Origin of the sequence: Paenibacillus sp. FSL H7-0690, from assembly GCF_037980415.1 — a bacterium.
Lineage (GTDB): Bacteria > Bacillota > Bacilli > Paenibacillales > Paenibacillaceae > Paenibacillus_AQ > Paenibacillus_AQ odorifer.
Genome location: NZ_CP150281.1, coordinates 5,926,979 through 5,942,669, shown reverse-complemented (window position 1 = coordinate 5,942,669; position 15,691 = coordinate 5,926,979). Strand labels below are relative to the sequence as shown.

11 protein-coding genes are annotated in these 15,691 nt (G+C 42.1%); 9 read left to right on the top strand and 2 right to left on the bottom strand.

Annotated elements, in window-relative coordinates; all coding sequences use genetic code 11:
* Positions 1-29 precede the first annotated feature (29 nt).
* On the bottom strand, positions 30-695 hold the full coding sequence (locus tag MHI32_RS26075; protein ID WP_339188480.1) for a TetR/AcrR family transcriptional regulator: 666 nt from the start codon (positions 693-695) through the stop codon (positions 30-32).
* The gene (locus MHI32_RS26070; RefSeq protein ID WP_340011311.1) at positions 688-1,890 is read right to left on the bottom strand and encodes an MFS transporter; all 1,203 of its coding nucleotides are present in this window, start codon (positions 1,888-1,890) and stop codon (positions 688-690) included. Before MHI32_RS26070 ends, MHI32_RS26075 begins: the two co-directional genes overlap by 8 nt.
* Positions 1,891-2,151: 261 nt before the next feature.
* Here MHI32_RS26070 and MHI32_RS26065 point away from each other — a divergent pair, with 261 nt between their 5' ends.
* The 9 genes from MHI32_RS26065 to MHI32_RS26025 all read left to right on the top strand — a co-directional run bounded on the left by MHI32_RS26065 (position 2,152) and on the right by MHI32_RS26025 (position 15,686).
* Positions 2,152-3,690, top strand: coding sequence for a response regulator (locus tag MHI32_RS26065; RefSeq protein WP_076184797.1), 1,539 nt, complete (start codon positions 2,152-2,154; stop codon positions 3,688-3,690).
* Positions 3,691-3,709: 19 nt separating this feature from the next.
* Positions 3,710-5,512, top strand: coding sequence for a sensor histidine kinase (locus tag MHI32_RS26060; protein ID WP_076184836.1), 1,803 nt, complete (start codon positions 3,710-3,712; stop codon positions 5,510-5,512).
* 17 nt (positions 5,513-5,529) lie between these two features.
* A complete protein-coding gene (locus MHI32_RS26055) occupies positions 5,530-7,065 on the top strand; it encodes a response regulator (RefSeq protein WP_076302395.1) in 1,536 nt (511 codons plus the stop codon).
* Positions 7,066-7,180: 115 nt separating this feature from the next.
* Positions 7,181-8,887, top strand: coding sequence for a sugar ABC transporter substrate-binding protein (locus tag MHI32_RS26050; RefSeq protein ID WP_340011307.1), 1,707 nt, complete (start codon positions 7,181-7,183; stop codon positions 8,885-8,887).
* Between the two features lie 87 nt (positions 8,888-8,974).
* Positions 8,975-9,943, top strand: coding sequence for an ABC transporter permease subunit (locus MHI32_RS26045; RefSeq protein ID WP_076130468.1), 969 nt, complete (start codon positions 8,975-8,977; stop codon positions 9,941-9,943).
* A 59-nt stretch (positions 9,944-10,002) separates the two neighbouring features.
* Positions 10,003-10,905 carry a carbohydrate ABC transporter permease gene (locus MHI32_RS26040; RefSeq protein ID WP_139329891.1) on the top strand — a complete coding sequence of 301 codons (903 nt, stop codon included), beginning with the start codon at positions 10,003-10,005 and terminating at the stop codon, positions 10,903-10,905.
* 47 nt (positions 10,906-10,952) lie between these two features.
* A complete protein-coding gene (locus MHI32_RS26035) occupies positions 10,953-12,485 on the top strand; it encodes a glycoside hydrolase family 43 protein (RefSeq protein WP_340011305.1) in 1,533 nt (510 codons plus the stop codon).
* Positions 12,486-12,529: 44 nt separating this feature from the next.
* On the top strand, positions 12,530-13,549 hold the full coding sequence (locus MHI32_RS26030; protein WP_340011302.1) for an endo-1,4-beta-xylanase: 1,020 nt from the start codon (positions 12,530-12,532) through the stop codon (positions 13,547-13,549).
* Positions 13,550-13,631: 82 nt separating this feature from the next.
* Complete coding sequence (locus MHI32_RS26025) at positions 13,632-15,686, top strand: alpha-glucuronidase family glycosyl hydrolase (RefSeq protein ID WP_340011299.1); 2,055 nt, start codon at positions 13,632-13,634, stop codon at positions 15,684-15,686.
* Positions 15,687-15,691 lie beyond the last annotated feature (5 nt).

Here is a 15,691-nt window from a genome sequence, read left to right as displayed (position 1 = left end):
TTCTATTACGGAGAAAGTGATGGGTCCCCTTACCTCAAGGCAGGAGATTCATCACTTTCTGTACTTAAATACTGAACTAACATGTCCACAAATCGGTTAGCAATTTGAATATCCTGAAGTTCGTTGTTGAAATCGTCTTTGGAAATCAGGCTCATTTTCTGCAATAAACCCATCATAGACGTGAAGATGAAATGAGCAGTGGATAAGGGTTCTGTATCAAATTTTAATGATCCATCTTTAACTCCGGCCTCCAGAGCATCCATTAAGAAATGTCGTTCTTTACCCCGCATCACAAAATTTCTGTAATTTTCTTTGAGTTCTTTACTGTAATCATAGGCTTCAAAATGCAAATCGAATAGAAGAATGAATTTGATGTAACCTGGGTGTTGCCGGGCATAATCAATCCAAGCATTAAGCATCGAAGCAAGCATTTGCTTACCATTCATTTCAATTGAAGAAGGTGCGCTTCTAACAAATTGCGTCATGCTCTCCAGAATTTCCATCTGGACCTCAAAAATCAGTTCGTTCATGGACTGGAAATGCTTATAAAAGGTAACCCGGCTTACACCAGCCACGTCGCAGACATCCTTAATATTAACTTTGAGAAAGCTTTGCTTCATAAAAAGATCCTTCGCCGCAGCAATCAATTCTTCCCGGTTTCTGTTTTTTAAATTCTGGTGCCAGTTCTCAGTCATGGGTTACACTCCGTTCTTGCTCTTTTTTTGTTTTTTGTAGGGTGATGAAAAAGGCAGAGGCCAGAATAATTGCCCCAAAAATATAGGGGATATCCATGTGTTTGTCAAACATCAATCCTGCTAAAATGGGTCCAAGTATGTTTCCTATGCTGGTATACGTTGTATTTAATCCGGCAGCATATCCTTGCCGATCACCAGCTGAGTTGGCAATCAATGTACTTACTGTGGGTCGTAAAAAAGCATTAAAAGCAAAAAATAAACCGGATACAACTAATAAATAACCTAAATTGATCTTGAATATCATCAACAATAAGGTTATAGCGGTCATCACCAATGATATACGTATAAGCTTTATCTCGCCAAGTCTCTTAATCAGATGATCAAGCAGCCAGATCTGCACAATAATGCCTATAATAGCACCAACCGTAATAATGATTGAGATTTTCGTTGCATCAAAACCGTATTTTTGTTCCACAAAAAGGGCGTACACCGTTTCATAATTCATCAGACCAAATGTCATGATCAGAATGAGCAGAAGATAGCGGAAATAGGACGTCCGGAATGAATTTACGATTTGATTACGAATGGATTCGCGAGGGGCCCATTTGTTAACGGATTTCCGTTTTTCCTTTGGGAGTGTCTCTGGCATATAAAAACAAAGTATCGTAGCGATAAGCCCAAGTCCACCCGCAAAAAAATAAGGCATCCGTATGCCAAACCCAGCGATAATGCCGCCTAACCCTGGACCAAGTACCATACCCAAATTCATGGAAGCCCCCAAGTACCCCATACCTTTAGCGCGGGTTTCATGGGTGGTGATATCAGCGACGTAGGCCATATTGGAAGGAACCATGATTCCGATACCTATACCCCCAATAAATCTTGCGATATAGAGTAGGGGTAATGTCGTAGAGACAGCAAATATCAGATCTGAAAGCACGGTTAAAAACATTCCGGAAATGATCATTGATTTTCTTCCCCATTTATCCGAAAGCTGTCCCCCTATAGGTGAAAAAATAAACTGTGCTGCTCCAAAAGCTGCAATAAGATATCCGGCAGCAGCTCCTGACGCATTAAACAGCTTCAGATACTCAGGTAGAATGGGAATAACCATACCTTGCCCTAATAAAGCGATAAATAGATTCAACATCAGAATGAAAAGTGGAAATCTAGCAGACTTAGATAAGCTGCTCATATCTTAGCCCTCCCATATGGTTTACACTATGTAATTCTTTACTCGATGTAAACCATGATAATGGAATGATGGGCCCTTGTAAAGGCGTATCTGAAATTTAGGATATGTCGTTTTTTGTACGTTTTTTCAAGTAAAAAAAGTACTGTTTTAAACAAAAGAAGGAAAATTTATGAATTCACATCATTATCCAAGTATGATAGCATGATCTATATATTTTGGTGTAAAGCGCGGGCTTATCTTAATAAGATTGGAGCGAACATCATGCTTAAGGTTCTGATCGTGGACGATGAACCCTGGGTTCTTGAGGGGCTAAGGACGATGATCGACTGGGAAAAATTCGGTTATGAAGTTTGTGGTGAAGCTCAAAACGGCACGGATGCGATGAGGCTTATCCAGGAGAATAAACCGGAACTGGTTCTTACGGATATTAATATGCCTGTAATTAACGGTCTTGAGCTTATTACAAAGTTGAATGAGGTGATGGAGAAACCTCCTAAATTTGTGATTTTGTCTGGATATGATGATTTCAAATATGCACGTACGGCATTGCGCCAGCGGGTAAATGAATATTTATTAAAGCCCATTGATGATGAAGAAATAGAGGCTTTATTAAGCAGGATCACTCCAATAATCCAAAATGAAATCGCTTCCAATGAGGAGTTTGATAAAAAGCAATTTTTTATCGTAAATAATATCATCAACCGCCTGATCCAAGGGGAGTATAACGAAAATTTAGAGCTTCTAACCCGAAACACCTTGAAGCTTCAAGCGGATGCAGAGTTAATGTGTATTCTTATCGAACCGGCCTCCTCTATGAATCCATTCCAACCGCAGATAAGTGATTATTTTTCTGAGGAACACTTCTGCTTCTTTCAAGACGGATCGGGAAGAGCGGGGATCATTCTTCAGTCTGCTTCTATCGGCAATGAGAGCCTGGAGACTATCGTCAACCAGATGCATTCAGATCTCACTGAACAATCACAGGAGCTGGTCTTTCTAGCACTTAGCAGCAGAATGGTCGGGGTGAGCTCGATTCGAGAGATTTATAGGCAGGCACTTGAGGTATGGAAACGAAAAACGCATCAGCAGAAAAGAGGGGTCTTTTATTATAGTGAGCTTAGGAGCCTGAAAAAGGAAGAACCTCATGAGGATCATTTCAGACAGCTGCTGCATAAGGTCCAAACGAATGATACGGAACAGATCCAGCCTTGTGTAAAAGAAGCGTTCACTGCTTTCGTTGAGAATCTGTTGACCCTTGAAGTTGTAAAAGCAAAAGTGGCCCATTTAGAGCTTACGATCTGTAGAATTATAGCTCAAATGAATGGAGACCCGGATACGATTATGATTAAGCTTCAGCAAGAATACGGAAATCTAGGTGAGCTTAGTGATTATTTTATATTAAGCCGTTATGTACAAAGTCTGTGTGAACGGGCTGCCGTCTATCTGTCTGAACTAGAGCAGCAGAATGAACAAAATACGATTTACAAGGTTATTCAGTATGTGGATCGGGAATTTCGGAATAAATTAAAGCTTCAGGATTTGGCACAACAATTTCATATTAATTCTACCTATTTGGGACAACTGTTCAGAAAGCAAACGGGTCAGGGTTTTAGTGAATACCTAAATGCCAAACGGATTGAAGAGGCAAAAAGTCTGCTGAAGCGAACACAGTTAAAGATATCGGATATAGCGGTGCAGGTGGGATTCTCTAACACTGATTATTTTATAGATAAGTTTAAGCTGCTTGTAGGGGTAGTACCATCCGTGTATAAAAATGAGAATAAGAACCAACAGCTCTAGGGGAAGCAAGGTGTTTCATATGGAGAGAAAAAAATTCAGATTTAGAAAAGTAGTGAATGATATTCCCTTAAATTATAAATTTTCCCTTATTTATATCATAGGTGTTCTTCTCCCTATCATTATTATTAACCTTGTTTTTTTGGATCGGATTTCCGATCTGATCAAATCGAGAGAGCAGCAGAATCTAGAGATATCCTTAGAAAGAGCCCGAAAGGATATTCATGACTTCATTGAAGGTGGGGTAGCTGTCAGCTATACGCTTTCTGCTGATAAGAACCTGTATGAATTGCTTGAGCGGACGTATGGGAACTCTATTGAATTCTATGACACTTTTGATGAACAGCTAAGAGGCCGCATGAATAGCTATATGCCGGTGAACAATCAGATTGAACGGATTACTGTATTCACGAACAATGATTCCATTGTTTCTGGCAGCAACTATCAGGTCATCAATGAAAAGGTTATGAATAGTGAATGGTATAAGCAGTCGAAGGCTGCGAATAAACATCTGTTTCTTGCCGCTTATCATATGAGTGACATCTCTAGTGTGATTTCTACAGCGCCTTATTTGAGTGTTATTGAGCGAATGGACGCTTACAGCTCATACAATAAATTTGAAAAGCTGCTTAGAATTGATTTGGATCTCAGTAAAATATATGACGTGATTATCAGAGAAAAAGATTACTTGAGTCTTTATCTGGTTAACGAGCAGGACGAGATTATTATGTCTGCCCAAAGCGGGTATCAAAGAGGCACCACGGAACCTTATCCCGTGTTCAAGCTGCAGGATGATGAGCGCAAGGAGGATGTGCATATTGTACCCGTCGGCGGAGCTAGTTATATAAAAGGCTGGCGGATAATAGGAATTACACAAGGTGAGCGTATTGCCCAAGCGATAATGGAGATTCGGATTTATGCAGGGATTCTGGCGTCTATTGTCACGCTAATCACAACCGCTTTTTTATATGTGATGTTAAGATCCTATAATTATCGGGTGAAACGGTTGTCCAGACATATGCAGAAAGTATCCAATGAGAAATTTGAGCTGATTCGGATTGATGAAGGTCAGGATGAGATCGGGGGCTTGATCCGTAATTTTAACAGGATGACCACTACCATTAATTCCTTGATCAATGATGTATATAAACTGGAGATTCAAAAAAATAATCTGGAGATGGAAAGAGTAAGAGCTGAACTGAATTTCCTGCAAAGCCAGATGAATCCGCATTTTCTGTTTAATACGTTAAATGCCATTTTGGTGGTCTGTACTAAAAATAATTACTCGGATGTTACGGATATCATTAAGAGTTTATCGAAATTACTTAGACGGCTGCTGAGCTGGAAAGAGGATCTCGTTACCTTGGAAGAAGAAATGACTTTCATCGAGATGTATTTGAAAATTGAAAAATTCCGGTTCAGGGATAAATTCGACTATCAATTTGAGATCGATGAGCAGTCGCTTCAATATAAGATTCCCAAGCTAAGCATGCAGCCGCTCGTTGAGAATTCCTGCAAACATGGTCTACAGGCCATAGAGGGACTAGGTGTGATAAAAGTGAAGACGTTAGTGGAGGAGGGACGATTAAAAGTTACCGTCTCTGATAACGGTAAAGGGATAGAGCCAGAGAAGCTGCAAGAATTATTAGGTAATGTTCAAAATGAAGCGTCTTCGGGAACGAATATCGGAATCCGCAACGTGTACCGCCGATTAGAATTGTACTATGAAGATCAGGTCCGTTTTGATATCAGCAGCGTTCCGGATGAAGGGACCATTGTCACTTTTGACATTCCACTAAAACTCCTGGAACGGAAGAATAGCTAGAAAGTGAGGGACCCCCAATGAAATACAAAGTATTATTGATCGATGATGAGCCTAGTGCGCTTGAAGCGATGCAGCTGTGGATTGATTGGCAGGAGCTTGGCTTTGAGGTATGTGGGACCTCCAGCAATGGCAAAGAGGGGCTGGAGCTAATGAAACAGCTAGAGCCAGATCTTGTAATTACGGATGTTAATATGCCGCTAATGAATGGGCTGGAGATGGTCGCAGCTTGGCAACAAGCTGAGATTAAGGAGATCAAATTTGCCATACTAAGTGGTTATAGTGAGTTTGAATATGCCAAGACAGCTATACACTATGGAATTAATCATTATCTGATGAAGCCAGTGTTTCCGGAAGAGGCGGCAGAAGAATTGCTGGAGATATATCAGGAGCTGGAGCAGGAAGCTCAGAAGCGCAGTTTAAATCAAATAGCCTCCGCGGAGGAGGCTGTTTCTCTCCTGAAAGGAATGCTGCATGAGAAAGCTGAGCAGTCGAATCAGGAGGTACTGAACCGACTATCGGAAGGTAAAAGCCATTGGAATATTTGTTTGATACAGATAGAGCCGGTTTTATATACGGAGATCAGAGAGCAAGCCTCAGCCCTCCTAACCGATAAAGATTCGATGTTTCTGATGGATCTGGAAAGTCATTGTTTTGGAATCGTATATGGATACAATTCATTGTCCACTGAGGGAGCTGTGATCGATCAGATTGCAACTCCTTTGCTGAATGAACACCCCAAACAAGCTTTATATATTGCAGCAGGTGCTGGTGTAGGCTCTTTGCTTCAGATCGGGAACAGTTACCGAATGGCGAAAGAAACATTAATGTATTATTTTTATTATTCTGAAAATGTAGAGATCCTGACTTATCAGGAGATTAAGGATAGTCCCTTTAGTTATCATTATGATCAAATTCAACTGATGGATGACTTGATAAGACCGATTAACACCCTGGACTCCGCAGGCTTTAGCCAAGCTGTGAACTCGGCAGCCCGCAGTTTCCGGGAACAGCGCATCGCTCCAGAGGTTGTGAAGAAAATTGTTATTCATATGATGTATAAGATTATTGAGTTTACCTCGGAAGCCAGTGAAGTTCATGAGTCCTCCTTATCTAATCAAATTAGAATCCCCGCGATGTTAGACTCAATGATCACCTTGACGGACTTAATGCGTAATTTGCTATTCTGCGGCGAGGCCAGTATCGATATCCTTCTTAAGGAACAAAACCTAAAATCACAGGGGATTGTTCAGGAGATTAACAATTATATTGAAGAGCATTTTCGCGAATGTCTTACCATTAAGAGACTATCAGAGGTTTTTTTCCTGCACCCGGTATATCTGGGTCAATTATTGATCAAGAAGAACGGTATTAATTTCAATGAACAGCTGCATAACCTCCGAATAAAAGAGGCAGTACATTTACTTCAACAAAATAAATTAAAAAATAGTGAAATCGCTGAAAAAGTGGGCTATGGCAATTATAGTCAGTTCCTCAAGCAATTTGAAAAAAAACTGCATATGAGCCCTAACGAATTTAAAAACACTAATACCTAAACTTTTTGGGGGTACATCTTTAATTCTGGCGTATTTTCAGAAGATTATCACCTCTATAATTTAACTTGTAAGGGCTTACAACATTGTTACACCAACAAATATATGGAGGTGCTTTATGGGGGGCAAGTTAATATCCAAATGGAAACTTAGTCTGATTGCTGTGTTATCCCTAAGCTTTACCTTAGCAGGGTGCGGAGGAAATAACAGCAACAATACGACGGCTAAAGGGGAAGACAAACCAGCAGAAACAGCCACTTCAACTGCTGCAGGAACAGATTCTGATAAGATTGAACCTTTTGAAATTAGTATCTTTCTTGGAGAAGCAGGCCAGCAACCAACACCAGATAATAAAATTTACAAAATGATTAAAGAAAAAACAGGCGCATCCTTCAATTTCGAATTCTTAGCTGGGGATCTTAACCAGAAGCTAGGCGTAATGATTGCCGGTCAGGATTATCCGGATTTGATGACTGCCAATACTAAGCTGACAGGAGCGGAAGCTTTTATCCCGCTTGAAGATTTGATTGAACAATATGCTCCAAACTTGAAAGCGCATTACGCAGATTACTGGAACATGATGAAAGACCCGAATGATGGACATATTTATACGCTTCCGAATTATGGTGCGTATAACGGTAAAGTGAATACAACCTATTATGCAGGTCCTGCTTTCTGGATTCAGAAGGACATCCTGAAAGATGCTGGTTATCCAAAGGTGAAGACCTTGGACGAGTATTTTGACCTCATTGTGAAATATAAAGAAAAATATCCAACTATCGATGGAACGCCAACCATCGGATTCGAAATTCTTAACAACGACTGGAGAAACTGGGGATTGTTTAACGCTCCTCAGCATCTGATCGGGCACCCGAATGATGGCGGAGTGGTTGTTAATGATAACGTTGCAGAAATCTTCGCAGATAAAGACTATGCTAAGCAATACTATCAAAAGCTTAATGAAATGAACCAATTGGGCGTTATCGACCAAGAAACATTTGTGCAAAACTACGATCAATATTTGGCAAAACTGTCCAGTGGAGCCGTTCTGGGAATGTTTGATCAGCACTGGAACTTTGGTTCAGCAGAAGATTCACTCCGGACACAAGGTAAAGATGAAAGAACTTATGTAGGACTTCCACTTGTGTTTGATACCAGCACTAAAGATTATTATCTGGATCGCCCAGCGCTGAACTTGAATAATGGCTTCGGGATCAGTATCAATGCCAAAAATCCTGAAAGAATTATTAAACTAATGGATACATTGATTCAAGAAGATTGGCAAAAAATCTTCACTTGGGGTATCGAAGGTGAAGATTATCAAGTGGAAAATGGCCGCTTTATAAGAAATGAAGAACAACGGAAGAACGCAGTTGATGCTACATGGAAGCTCAGCAACAAAGCAGATGCTTGGTATGCTACAGCTCCGAAATTGCAAGGATTCTTTGAGGATGGAAACTCAACAGATGCTGCGGCTCAACCAGAAGAATACCGGGCTGCACTCAAGCCGTATGACAAGGAAATCCTTGATGCTTATGGCTTCAACAGTTATGTGGATTTCTTCAGCGAGCCTGAGCCGAACCCAGTAGCTTATCCAGCTTGGTCCATAGATCTTGTTGAAGGCTCAGATGCCAAAATTGCCGAAACGAAGCTGAATGAATTGCGAACCAAGTACCTGCCAAAAGCAATCTTGGCCAGTCCATCAGAATTCGATAAGGTTTGGAATGACTTTGTTGGAGAAATTGGTAAAGCGAATGTCAAAGCCTATGAAGACAAAATCAATGAACAGCTTAAATGGAGATTTGATACTTGGAGTGTTAAATAGTTAGAGCTTGCTTAAAAATCAGAAAGTGGTGGCTTATTAGGCCAACCACTTTCTGAAATATATGGATGATGTGGGGAGAAAACATATATGGATGAGATATTAACGGGGAAAAAAGTTAACCGGCATCCTAAAAGAAAAAAGAAGCAACCGATTACTATGACCTTGATTAAGAATCAGAAACAGCTGATTTGGATGTCGGTTCCATTAATGCTTTATATTATACTATTTGCTTATGTTCCCATCTGGGGATGGACGATGGCTTTCCAAGATTATAAACCAGCTAGAGCATTTAGTGAACAAACATGGGTGGGTTTAAAACACTTCAAGTTTCTTTTTACGGACGATAGCTTTTTGAGAGTACTGCGCAATACGTTGGCCATGGGCCTAATTAATCTAGTTCTAGGATTTGTGACTGCGATAATACTGGCATTGCTGCTTAATGAGATCAAAAATGTATTTTGGAAAAGAACCGTTCAGACCATATCCTACTTGCCTCACTTCCTCTCTTGGATTATTGTAACAGGCATTGTAGCTACTTCTCTTTCGGTTAATGACGGGATTATCAACATCGTGCTCATGAAATTGCATCTCATTGATTCACCGATCCTTTGGTTGAGTGAAGGGAAGTATTTCTGGGGTATTGTAGGTGCTTCACACGTCTGGAAAGAAGTCGGATGGAGTACTATCATCTACTTGGCGGCTATCGCCTCTATTGATCCGGCTTTATATGAAGCTGCTGAGATTGATGGAGCAAACCGGTATAAGAAAATGCGTCATGTAACTTTGCCGGGCATGAAAGCAACCATTGTAATCCTGTTAATAATGTCCGTAGGACATGTACTGGAAGCTGGATTTGAGGTTCAGTACTTGTTAGGAAACGGGCTTGTCGTAGATTGGTCGGAAACGATTGATATATTTGTATTGAAATATGGTATAGCGCAAGGGAATTATTCCTTAGCTACCGCGGGTGGTATTTTCAAAACAGTCGTAAGTGTAACGTTGCTGCTATTAGCTAACTGGACTGCGAAGCGGCTAGGGGAAGAGAGGCTGTTATAATCATGGAAAAAACTCAATTGATTCCTCAAAAATCTCCAAAAAGTAATGCTGGAAACCGGATGAAAAATCTGAGGTTCGAACCCGTAGTGTTCAGCACCTTCAATACTATATTTATGGTTTGTCTAGTTATTGTTACCTTGTATCCATTCCTGAATACTATAGCAGTCTCCTTTAATGCGGGGAATGATACCATCCGCGGCGGCATTTATTTATGGCCTAGAGAGTGGACCATACAGAACTACAAAGCGGTTTTTGCCTCAGGTACAATTTATAATGCTTTTTGGATTTCGGTAGCACGAACAGTGATATCTACGATCCTGAATCTATTTTTAACTACGATGCTTGCGTATACATTAAGCCGGAAAGAATATGTTTTCCGCAAACATATTACCTTTATATTCGTCCTTACCATGTATTTTAGTGCGGGTCTGATTCCAAACTATTTCCTTATGAAGGATCTTCATTTGCTCAATTCGTTCTGGGTATATGTAATCCCGTCCATGGTAAGTGCATTTAATATGATCGTTATCCGTACTTATATTGGTACCTTACATGAGAGTCTTATGGAATCTGCAAGAATCGACGGTGCCGGGGAATTCAAGATCTTCATGAAAGTAGTCTTCCCTTTGTGTAAACCTGTTCTTGCTACCATCGCCCTTTTTGTTGCAGTAGGTGCGTGGAACCAATGGTTTGATGCGTTTATCTACACCTCTTCCCGCCAGAACTTGAGTACATTGCAATATGAATTAATGAAGCTGCTATCCTCTACTATGAACTCGAACAGTAACCCTAGTGTAAATAATGGGACAGGGATGACTCAGGAGTCGGTACATGCCATGGTTACACCAATCTCCATACGGGCAGCCGTTACGATCGTTGCTTCGGTTCCAATTTTGCTAGTTTATCCATTCATGCAGAAATATTTTGTGGTCGGTCTAAATGTAGGAAGCGTGAAGGAATAAGGAGCTTGCAATCACTATTAAGTAATAGGAAGGTTGTCTGTTAAATTATGACCCCATCTTCAATCACATACACGAATCCGATACTTCCAGGCTTCTATCCGGATCCAAGTATCACTCGGGCAGGGGATGACTACTATTTAGTTTGCAGCTCCTTTGAGTATTTCCCTGGCGTACCTATTTTTCATAGTCAGGATTTGATTCACTGGACACAAATAGGTCATGTGCTCAATCGTGTAAGTCAGCTGGATACTCGTAAAAGCAAGAGCTCTGGGGGGATATTTGCCCCAACGATCCGGTATCATGAAGGAACGTTTTACATGATAACGACCGAAGTACACGGGAAAGGAAATTTCTATGTTACGGCTACGGATCCTGCGGGTCCGTGGTCAGATCCGATTAGTATTCCTTATGGAGGAATTGATCCTTCCCTAATGTTTGATGAGGATGGAAAGGTATATGTAACCACCCAGCAGGGGGCAGATTATGACTCCCATGCCATCCAATATGAGATAGATATTGCTACGGGAGCAGCGTTAACAGAACCTGTTGTTATCTGGACTGGGGATGGCGGACCTTGGACGGAAGGACCCCATTTGTACAAAATAAATGGAATGTATTATATCATGACGGCTTCAGGAGGAACGGCTAAGGAACATCGGGAGATCATTGGCCGCAGCTCCTCTCCATATGGACCGTTTGAAGGATTGCCGTATCCAATATTGACGCACAGCGGTACTGACAATCCCATTCAGTATTTAGGGCATGCCGATTTGATTGAGGATCGTAACGGGGATTGGTGGGCCGTATTCCTTGGGGTAAGACTAGTAGATGCAAAATTTACTGTGCTTGGAAGAGAGACTTTCCTTGCTCCCGTAAGCTGGACTGAAGACGGATGGCCGATGATCGATAATAATGAAGACACAGTTGGACTGGAAATGAAGGTTTCACGTGTACCTGGTCAATCGCCAAAACCTGAGACTAGTGGAAGATATGATTTTGATGATCAAGTATTGCCGCTGGGATTAGCCTTTCTGCGGAATCCGGCTGAGGGAAGCTGGTCCTTAAACGAAAGACAGGGATGGTTATCTCTTCGAGGACAATCTGCAGGTCTCAGTGAAGTAGGCCAAGTGGCTTTTGTAGGCAGAAGACAGCAGCATACTTCGGCAGAATGGAGCACGCTGCTTGAAATGCCTTCATCTATTGCTGATGTGGAAGCTGGACTTTGCGCCAGATTAGATGAGAATGCTCATTATGAAATTGGACTTGTTCAAATAAAGGGGCAAAAAGTGATTACAGCTCATGTGACTATGGATGGAATAACCCGTACAGTGGCAGAGGTTCCAACTACTGCCGAGCGAATTTATTTGAAAGTTAAGGCTGAGCTTACCGAATACAGCTTCCTTTATTCTTTGGATGGGCAGGAGTGGAATAAGCTATCAACAGCAGCAGCGTATCCATTATCCCCTCAAGCTGTAAAAGGAAATGGATTTACGGGTGTTCTTATTGGATTATATGCAACAGGACATGGCAAGGTGGCTGAGGTGCCTGCCTACTTCGATTGGTTCGATTATCAGTCTTAATTATTCGAATACTGATATAAATGCGTTTGTCAGGAGGGAACTTGTTGAGACAAGCTAGTGATTACACAGAACCTGCACTAAAAACAATATTTGCTGAGGATTTCAAAATTGGCGCAGCCGTTAACCCGTTGACGATACAATCACAGGAGCATTTGCTCGCCTATCATTTCAATAGCATTACCGCTGAGAATGAGATGAAGTTTGAAAGTCTGCATCCGCTTGAAGACATTTATAACTTTAAACTAGCAGATCAGTTGGTTGCGTTCGCCCGAAAACATCATATGGCTATGCGTGGGCATACTTTAGTCTGGCATAATCAGACTACGGACTGGTTGTTTGAGGATAAGATGGGCGGACGTGTAAGCAAAGAGACATTGCTTGCACGGCTCAAATCACATATTCAGACCGTGGTTAGGCGTTACAAGGAAGATATCTATGCTTGGGATGTTGTAAATGAAGTTATTGCAGATGAAGGAGAAGAACTTCTTCGCCAGTCAAAGTGGCTGGATATTGTAGGACCGGAGTTTATCGGCAAAGCGTTTGAATTCGCTCATGAAGCCGATCCAAAGGCTTTATTATTCTACAACGACTATAACGAGTCTAATCCCCTTAAGCGCGACAAAATCTATAAAACGGTGAAGTCGCTGCTGGAACAGGAAGTACCGATCCATGGCGTCGGATTGCAAGCGCACTGGAATCTATACGATCCGGACTTAGATGAAATACGTGCTGCTATTGAGAAGTATGCATCTTTAGGGCTTCAGCTCCAATTGACAGAGCTGGATGTGTCCATGTTCCGTTTCGATGACAAACGAATGGATTTAAAGGTTGCACCTGCCGAACTGCTCGAGCTGCAGGCAGAGCGGTATGAAGCGATGTTTGCTCTGTTGAAAGAATACCGCGACGTGATTAGCTCAGTCACTTTCTGGGGAGCAGCGGATGACTATACATGGCTGGACGGCTTCCCTGTTCGGGGACGGAAAAATTGGCCATTTCTATTCGATGAGCGGCATAATCCTAAGCCGGCTTATCACCAATTGCTTAACGCTGTCACCAAATCATAGAGCGGGTAACCTGCTCAAGCTTGCGAATTATGAACCCGTCCTTTTCAATCCAGGGCGGGTTATTTATACGGGAGGAATAAACATGACAAATACCGCTTATGAGGCTTGGCTCAACTATGACCAGCTGAAATCAGGATCTCTATACAATCAATATATAGATTGGTGTGTTGAGTTGGTAGTAACGGAGGACAACGAGACGATTCAGGCGGCAGCCGCGGAATTCATACAGGGGATGACCTCTATGCTGGGCAAAGCGCCACTGCTCACAGCGAAACCTGAAGGACCGTGTATCGTTATAGGAACCTTCCAAGGGGGGAATCCATTAATTAGTAGAGTATTCGCAGGAGAACGAACCGATTCACTGGGTCCTGAAGGTTTCCTTATACGTACAAATGCTACTGAGCAATGTATCGCTGTCGGTGCTTCAACGCCTGTTGGAATATTGTATGGCGTATTCCATCTGTTACGGCTGATAGGAACAGAAAGCGAGATAGACGCTCTGAATTTGTCTATGAATCCGGTGAACGGCCTGCGAATGATTAATCACTGGGATAATTTTGATGGCAGTATTGAACGTGGCTATGCTGGACGGTCCTTTTTTTACGAGTCCAATCAATTTCTTAACGATACAAAGCGGCTGCGTGATTATGCCAGATTGATGTCCTCTGTGGGGATCAACGCGATTTCGATTAACAATGTGAATGTTCATGAGCTTGAATCTCTATTTATAACGGAGCAATATTTGCCTGATATCGCGTTAATTGCAGGAATATTCCGCGTATACGGAATTAAGCTATTCCTCAGTGCTAACTTCGCCAGCCCGATACAGATCGGAGCATTGGAGACAGCTGATCCACTGGACCCAGCGGTGCGGCAATGGTGGAAAGATAAGGCTGGTGAGGTTTATCGAGTGATCCCTGATTTTGGCGGGTTTGTGGTCAAAGCAGATTCAGAAAATCGACCAGGGCCATTCACTTACGGGCGTGACCATGCCGATGGCGCTAATATGCTGGGAGAAGCACTGGAGCCGTTTGGCGGAATCGTGATTTGGCGTTGTTTCGTATATAACTGCAAGCAGGATTGGCGTGACCGTAAGACCGATCGGGCCAGAGCAGCGTATGATCATTTCAAACCATTGGATGGCCGTTTTAATGATAATGTAGTGCTGCAAATCAAGAATGGACCGATGGATTTTCAAGTCAGAGAACCGGTATCTCCGTTGTTTGGCGCACTGGAACATACCAATCATCTGATGGAGTTTCAGATTGCTCAAGAATATACGGGGCAGCAGCGGCATCTCTGTTATCTCGTTCCACAGTGGAAAGAAGTCCTTGATTTCAATACTTATGCCAAAGGGCAAACTACGCTTGTGAAACATATTGTGGACGGATCGGTGTGGGGAAATAAATATAATGGTGTGGCTGCTGTAACTAATGTTGGGGATGACATGAACTGGACGGGGCATGGGTTAGCTCAAGCCAATCTGTATGGATATGGGAGATTAATTTGGAATCCGGAGCTGACGGCAAAAGAAATAGCTGAGGAATGGATTCGCCTTACCTTTGGCACTGATGAAGGTCTAGTGGCTGCTATTCGCGGGATGTTAATGGACTCATGGAGGATTTACGAATCTTACACAGCTCCATTAGGTGTGGGCTGGATGGTTAATCCGGATCATCATTATGGGCCGAATGTGGATGGATATGAATACGCCAAGTGGGGAACGTACCATTATGCGGATCATAAGGGCATTGGTGTGGATCGTTCAGTCAAATCGGGAACGGGGTATAGCGGACAGTATATGGGTCTTAATGCATCAAATTATGAGAATCTAGCGTCTTGTCCAGAAGAGCTGCTGCTGTTCTTCCATCATGTTCCATACACGCATGTTCTGCAATCGGGGCAAACGGTTATACAACATATCTACGATACTCATTTCGAGGGGGCAGAGCAGGCTGCACAGCTTCTAGCAACATGGGAATCACTTGAAGGCAGCATGGATAGTGGATTGTATGTGCAAGTGAAGCAACGTCTTGAAGAGCAAGCAGAGCATGCGCAGGAATGGAGAGATCGGATCAATACGTATTTTTACCGCAAGAGCGGAATTGAGGATCTTAAAGGCAGAAAGATTTATTAGATTTT

Excerpts from the sequence above, each read along its gene's own strand:
- MHI32_RS26075 (WP_339188480.1), bottom strand. The coding sequence starts at position 695 with ATGACTGAGAACTGGCACCAGAATTTAAAAAACAGAAACCGGGAAGAA.
- MHI32_RS26070 (WP_340011311.1), bottom strand. The coding sequence starts at position 1,890 with ATGAGCAGCTTATCTAAGTCTGCTAGATTTCCACTTTTCATTCTGATG.
- MHI32_RS26065 (WP_076184797.1), top strand. The coding sequence starts at position 2,152 with ATGCTTAAGGTTCTGATCGTGGACGATGAACCCTGGGTTCTTGAGGGG.
- MHI32_RS26060 (WP_076184836.1), top strand. The coding sequence starts at position 3,710 with ATGGAGAGAAAAAAATTCAGATTTAGAAAAGTAGTGAATGATATTCCC.
- MHI32_RS26055 (WP_076302395.1), top strand. The coding sequence starts at position 5,530 with ATGAAATACAAAGTATTATTGATCGATGATGAGCCTAGTGCGCTTGAA.
- MHI32_RS26050 (WP_340011307.1), top strand. The coding sequence starts at position 7,181 with ATGGGGGGCAAGTTAATATCCAAATGGAAACTTAGTCTGATTGCTGTG.
- MHI32_RS26045 (WP_076130468.1), top strand. The coding sequence starts at position 8,975 with ATGGATGAGATATTAACGGGGAAAAAAGTTAACCGGCATCCTAAAAGA.
- MHI32_RS26040 (WP_139329891.1), top strand. The coding sequence starts at position 10,003 with ATGAAAAATCTGAGGTTCGAACCCGTAGTGTTCAGCACCTTCAATACT.
- MHI32_RS26035 (WP_340011305.1), top strand. The coding sequence starts at position 10,953 with ATGACCCCATCTTCAATCACATACACGAATCCGATACTTCCAGGCTTC.
- MHI32_RS26025 (WP_340011299.1), top strand. The coding sequence starts at position 13,632 with ATGACAAATACCGCTTATGAGGCTTGGCTCAACTATGACCAGCTGAAA.